A 5,921-nucleotide genomic window follows, 5' to 3' on the forward strand; every position below is an offset into this window, starting at 1 on the left:
AAAAAACGGGGCAAAATTGCCCCGTTGGATATTCCCTTTTGCTTACCCCTTGCGGATAACCAACTGTTCTCCATCCCGATCGACGCAAACGACGTCACCGGGCACAAACTCACCGGCCAGTATCCTTTGCGCCAGCGGGTTCTCAAGCCGCTGCTGAACGGCGCGTTTGAGTGGCCGTGCGCCATACACTGGATCGTACCCGGCTTCGGCCAGTAGCGCCAGTGCGCCATCCGTGACCTCCAAACGCAGATCGTTTTCTTCCAAACGCTTGGCCAGACGACCGATTTGGATCTTCGCCACTTCCTTGATTTGTTCTTCGTTGAGCGGATGGAAGACAACAATGTCATCCACTCGGTTAATGAACTCTGGACGGAAATGCTGACCCACGATGTTCATGACCGACGACTTAATTTCGTCGTATGGCTTACCTTCCTTGGTAAGTTGCTGGATGACATCGGAGCCTAGGTTTGATGTCATCACCACGACCGTATTGCGGAAGTCCACCGTACGACCTTGGCCATCGGTCAAGCGACCATCGTCCAACACTTGCAACAAGACGTTGAACACATCCGGGTGCGCCTTTTCTACCTCATCCAGCAAAATGACCGAATAAGGCCGCCGACGCACAGCTTCTGTCAGATAACCGCCTTGTTCATAGCCAACATAGCCCGGAGGCGCACCGATCAAACGGGCCACCGAGTGTTTTTCCATAAATTCTGACATGTCGATCCGAACCATGGCATCTTCGGTGTCAAACAGAAAATCTGCCAAGGCTTTACACAGTTCCGTCTTACCAACACCTGTCGGCCCGAGGAACAGGAACGAGCCATTCGGTCGATTCGGATCGGCGATGCCCGCCCGCGAGCGGCGAATGGCATTGGCCACAACACTCACCGCTTCATCCTGTCCAACGACCCGCTGATGCAGTGCCTCTTCCATGCGCAACAGTTTTTCGCGTTCCCCTTCTAACATTTTTGAGACAGGAATGCCGGTCCATCGTGAAACCACTTCCGCCACTTCCTGTTCAGTCACCTTATTGCGCAACAGGCGCATATCCTGCATTTCTGCTTGGGTCGCCATATCAAGCTGCTTTTCGAGCTCTGGAATGCGACCATATTGCAATTCCGACATGCGCGCCAAGTCCCCAGCGCGTCGAGCCGTCTCCAGTTCTTGGCGAGCCCGCTCAAGCTCTTCCTTGATGCTCTGAGAGCCGTGAAGTGCCGCTTTTTCGGCGGTCCAAATTTCTTCAAGCTCTTTGTATTGCCGCTCTAGCTCGGCAATTTCTTCTTCGAGTTTTTCCAACCGCTTACGAGAGGCATCGTCTGTCTCTTTTTTCAGCGCCTCCTTCTCGATCTTCAGCTGGATTAAGCGGCGCTCGAGCTTATCCATCTCCTCAGGTTTGGAATCAATTTCCATCCGAATGCGGCTGGCTGCCTCGTCAATCAAGTCAATCGCCTTGTCTGGTAACCGCCGATCGGTGATGTAACGATGCGACAATGTTGCGGCAGCCACAATGGCTGAATCGGTGATGTCAACACCGTGATGCAGCTCGTAGCGCTCTTTCAAGCCACGCAAAATGGCGATGGTGTCTTCGACACTCGGCTCATCCACGAGCACTTTCTGAAAGCGACGCTCAAGCGCCGCATCTTTTTCAATGTACTGACGATATTCATCAAGCGTTGTCGCGCCAACGCAGTGCAACTCACCGCGTGCCAACGCCGGTTTCAACATGTTGCCAGCATCCATCGCACCATCGGCTTTACCGGCGCCGACCATCGTATGCAACTCGTCAATAAACAGGATGACGCGGCCTTCCTGTTTCGCCAGATCGTTGAGCAGCGCTTTCATGCGCTCCTCAAAGTCACCACGGTACTTGGCGCCAGCCAGCAACGCGCCCATATCAAGGGCCAGCACCCGTTTGTCTTTGAGTCCCTCTGGCACTTCTCCATTGACGATTCGTTGCGCCAAGCCTTCAACAATTGCTGTTTTACCTACCCCAGGCTCACCGATTAACACGGGGTTATTCTTGGTTCGCCGCTGCAAGACTTGAATGGTTCGGCGAATTTCGTCATCCCGGCCAATCACTGGGTCAAGTTTGCCTTGCTCTGCCCGTTCGGTCAGATCAATGGTAAACCGTTCCAACGCTTGCCGATTTTCTTCTGCGTTCGGATCATTGACTGTTTGTCCACCTCGTACTTGTTCAATGGCTTTTTCAATCGCCTCCTTGGTGACACCCAGGTCTTTCAAAATCCGCCCTAGCTCACCTTTGTCATCGATTGCGGCAAGCACAAACAACTCGCTGGAAATATATTGGTCGTTGCGTTTTTGTGCGAGTTTATCGCAAAGATTCAACAGTCGAACTAAGTCGTTGGAAAGATGAACATCTCCCCCGTCGCCCTGCACCTGCGGCAGTCGGTCAAGGGCTTCCATCAAACGCAACCGCAATTTGTTGACGTCAACGCCTGCCATCTGCAATAAATGGCGTACGCTTCCGCCTTCTTGGTTCAGCATCGCCGCCATCAAATGCACCGGCTCAATCATCTGATGATCGCGCCCCAGTGCCAGTGACTGCGCATCTGCGATGGCAAGCTGAAATTTACTTGTGAATTTATCCATTCGCATGGTCTATGCTCCTTTGAATTCTGTACGGACAACAATTAATTTAGCTGGTTCTTATATAAGGGCGCAGAGCAGGGTTTCAAGTAAGGCGTGTTGATTTTTTGACGGGTTTTTAATGTCCGTTAGGTCGCTGGAAGCTTTCCGCATCCAACTTACCAAGCAGCGCATGCCCCAACCGTTGCCGCAGCGCGGGATCACCTGCCTGTTCAAAAGAAATTCGCCCTAAAGGCGTCACACGACTATGGCTAGCCACAAACACTGCCTTAACCACACTCCCTTGAGCCCGAACCCCAGTGATGCGCGCCGCCACAATGGGCACTTTGGCAAGCTCGGCCAACCGAAACACTCCCCTTTTCAAGGGCTTGTCGGGCTCTTCGTCCAAATGAATCTTGCCATGCGGGAATAACGCGACCACCTCACCATTTCTCAAGGCGCGCAAAGCTTCGCGAAACGCCGATTCGACGCGGCCCGAGCGGTCCACTGGAATGCAGCGAGCCAGTCGAAACAACCAAGTCAGTCCGAAACGCTCGTATTCTTCTTTGGCAATGATAAAACGCAGAGGTCGATCGGTCGCAGCAATTAACAAAAACGGATCCAAGCCAGAAACATGGTTTGATACCACGATGCACGGTCCATCAGGCAAGTCCAAGCCTGGCGTGTCTAGGTGATGCACATGCCGACAATAGCTGCGCATCAACCGATCAATTACGTTCGCCGCTAAACTTCCCCAGTCAGCTCCAGGCCGACGCAACAGGCGACGAAAGGCCATCATCAGCAGGCCGACCAAGACCACCAAAAACAATACACACGCTACCCACGTTTCCATATTAGACACGCCTGCCGCCCCGTGATTTTATCTCGTCGATACGAATAAAAAGATAAAGTTGAATACGTATCCAACCCACTGTCCTTCACATTGACCCGATGTTGCATAAGTATCATGTTGGCCACGCAGGCCAAATCCAAATGCCATCTGCCAGCATGATCAGACCAAAAAGCGTTCAAAAATTTTTCATCCGCTGCTGAAAAACGTTGCATCACATCGTCACCAACGATGTAGTGCTCCGGTCGAATACAAGGTCCCAACCAGGCATAGCCACCCTCGAAGTCTCCCGCCTGAATGGTTCTTTGAATAATGCCCGATACCAATCCCCGCCAACCGCAATGCACCGCCGCTACACGGGAACCTCGGCGGTCGCTCAATAGCACCGGCAAACAGTCAGCAGTGAGCACACTCAGCACCACATTCGCACTATCTGTCCATAACGCGTCAACTTCGATTTTTTCGTCCTCGATCGGTGCTTTCACCACATCATTGCCATGCACCTGATTCATCCACACGGGTTGGGTCGGCAACTGAGCAAAACGGCTGAGGCGTGTTCGATTCTCAGTCACATGTTCAGGTCGATCACCGACATGCACGGCCAGGTTGAAGGAAACAAAGCGCCCTTGGCTGACGCCACCTTCTCGGTCTGTCCACACAGCCGAAACACCGGCGACTGGCCAGTCAATCCAATGGATCACTGGATCTCTCCTTATCCTCCCTGAGCACGTCCAATAGGTGCGCCATATCATCAGGTACTGGTGCTTGCCATTGCATCCACTGCCCTGTGACAGGATGACTCAGCCCAAGCACCGCCGCATGCAGCGCCTGTCGCCGAAAGCCGCGTATTGCCTCAACCAGCGTCTCGCTCGGCGACTGTGGGAGTTTCGGTCGTCCGCCGTAGAGTCCATCCCCAACCAGCGGATGGCCAATATGCGACATATGCACCCGAATCTGGTGCGTCCGCCCGGTTTCCAACTTCACTTCCAACAGCGCATGCCTCCGGAATTTTTCTTTCACTTTATAATGTGTCACCGCTTCTTTGCCGCCTTCGACCACTGACATGCGCGTGCGATGGATCGGATGCCGACCTATCGGCGCATCGACTGTTCCCCCCCCGATGGGGACTTCGTTTACGATCGCCAGATAAGTTCGCGCAAACGCCCGTTCTTGTAGTTGTGCCACCAAACTCGCATGTGCGCGGGGATCTCTCGCGACCACAAGCACGCCAGACGTGTCCTTGTCTAACCGATGCACCACGCCAGCGCGCGGCAACTGAGCCAATTCAGGGTAGCGCGCCAGCAGCCCATTGATCATTGTGTCCTGCCAATGGCCATTGCCTGGGTGCACCACCAGTCCAACTGGCTTATTTACCACGATCAACTGTTCATCTTCATACAAAACAGGGACGCAAATATCTTCCGGCTGCCAATCTCCTTGCACCTCAAAGGTTCCATTAAGCTCAACGACATCGCCAGTGCTCACCCGAGTCTTGGGTTTGGTACACACCTGTCCATTGAGACAAACCCCGCCTTCTTTAATCCACTTCTGAACAAGCCCGCGCGAGAAGTCGCCAAGCATATCAGTCAGCGCCGCATCCAACCGTGCACCATGCAAGGCCGATGGGACTGCTTCAACAAGTTGGATTGTCTTTTCCGACATGAACTTGGCTCCAATTTCACGGTCTGAAGCACCAGTGGCGATATTATCAGGGCTCAGGTAGAATGTCGGCGTATTTTAACAATCACAGTAGCCAAAGCACCATAATGAAAAAGCTCATCGTTTGGTTTACGTTCGCGCTTCTTTTGCAAAGTTGTGCGAGCCACAATGCAAAGCCGGATCCCTCGTTTCCTGAGCAAACTGCGCAAAAATTATTTGAGGGGGCGCTGGTCAATATTGCAGGGCAAAATTACCGTCTGGCAGCGCAAAAATTGGAAGCCATTGAGTCTCGGTTTCCGTTCGGGCCTTATGCTGAACAAGCGCAGCTTTATTTGATCTACGTCTATTACAAACTTGGTGAATCAGCCACAGCGATCAGCCAGGCCGATCGCTTTATCCGACAGCATCCGCGACACCCCAATGTCGACTACGCCTACTATATGAAAGGCAAGGTCAATTTCATGGCCGAGCTAAGCGCGCTCCAGCGACTTTTCGCCGCACCGGTAGACGAACGAGATGCGCAGAGTGCGCGGCAGGCGTTTCGCGACTTTGCCGAGCTGCTTAAACGTTTTCCTAACAGTCGGTATGCCGAAGATGCTCGACGCCGAATGATATTCCTGCGCGATCGCCTTGCGGCCTACGAAATCCATGTCGCGCGACACTATATGCAACGAAAGGCCTATGTGGCCGCTGCCAATCGCGCCAAGTATGTCATTGAGCATTATCCGCGCACATCGGTCACCCCAGCAGCCTTGGCCATGCTGTATTCCGCCTACAAGCAACTCGGCTTGGACGAACAAGCAGAACACGCCAGACTGAC

Annotated in this window: 5 protein-coding genes; 1 reads left to right on the forward strand and 4 read right to left on the reverse strand. The window is 53.2% G+C overall.

Going from position 1 to position 5,921, the window contains the following annotated elements:
- Positions 1–42: 42 nt before the first annotated feature.
- From clpB to rluD, 4 genes are all read right to left on the reverse strand, one after another.
- Positions 43–2,616 carry an ATP-dependent chaperone ClpB gene (gene clpB, locus D6694_09370; protein RMH41124.1) on the reverse strand — a complete coding sequence of 858 codons (2,574 nt, stop codon included), beginning with the start codon at positions 2,614–2,616 and terminating at the stop codon, positions 43–45.
- 115 nt (positions 2,617–2,731) lie between these two features.
- Positions 2,732–3,391 carry a 1-acyl-sn-glycerol-3-phosphate acyltransferase gene (locus D6694_09375; GenBank protein ID RMH41128.1) on the reverse strand — a complete coding sequence of 220 codons (660 nt, stop codon included), beginning with the start codon at positions 3,389–3,391 and terminating at the stop codon, positions 2,732–2,734.
- A 38-nt stretch (positions 3,392–3,429) separates the two neighbouring features.
- Positions 3,430–4,194 (reverse strand): peptidoglycan editing factor PgeF, encoded by a 765-nt coding sequence (pgeF, locus tag D6694_09380; GenBank protein RMH41125.1) that lies wholly within the window; start codon positions 4,192–4,194, stop codon positions 3,430–3,432.
- Positions 4,127–5,104, reverse strand: a complete 978-nt coding sequence (gene rluD / locus D6694_09385) for a 23S rRNA pseudouridine(1911/1915/1917) synthase RluD (protein ID RMH41126.1) — start codon at positions 5,102–5,104, stop codon at positions 4,127–4,129. Before rluD ends, pgeF begins: the two co-directional genes overlap by 68 nt.
- A 104-nt stretch (positions 5,105–5,208) precedes the next feature.
- Here rluD and D6694_09390 point away from each other — a divergent pair.
- Positions 5,209–5,921: outer membrane protein assembly factor BamD (locus D6694_09390; GenBank protein ID RMH41127.1), on the forward strand; the 713-nt coding region annotated here is incomplete at its 3' end.

The organism is Gammaproteobacteria bacterium (assembly GCA_003696665.1).
GTDB lineage: Bacteria > Pseudomonadota > Gammaproteobacteria > Enterobacterales.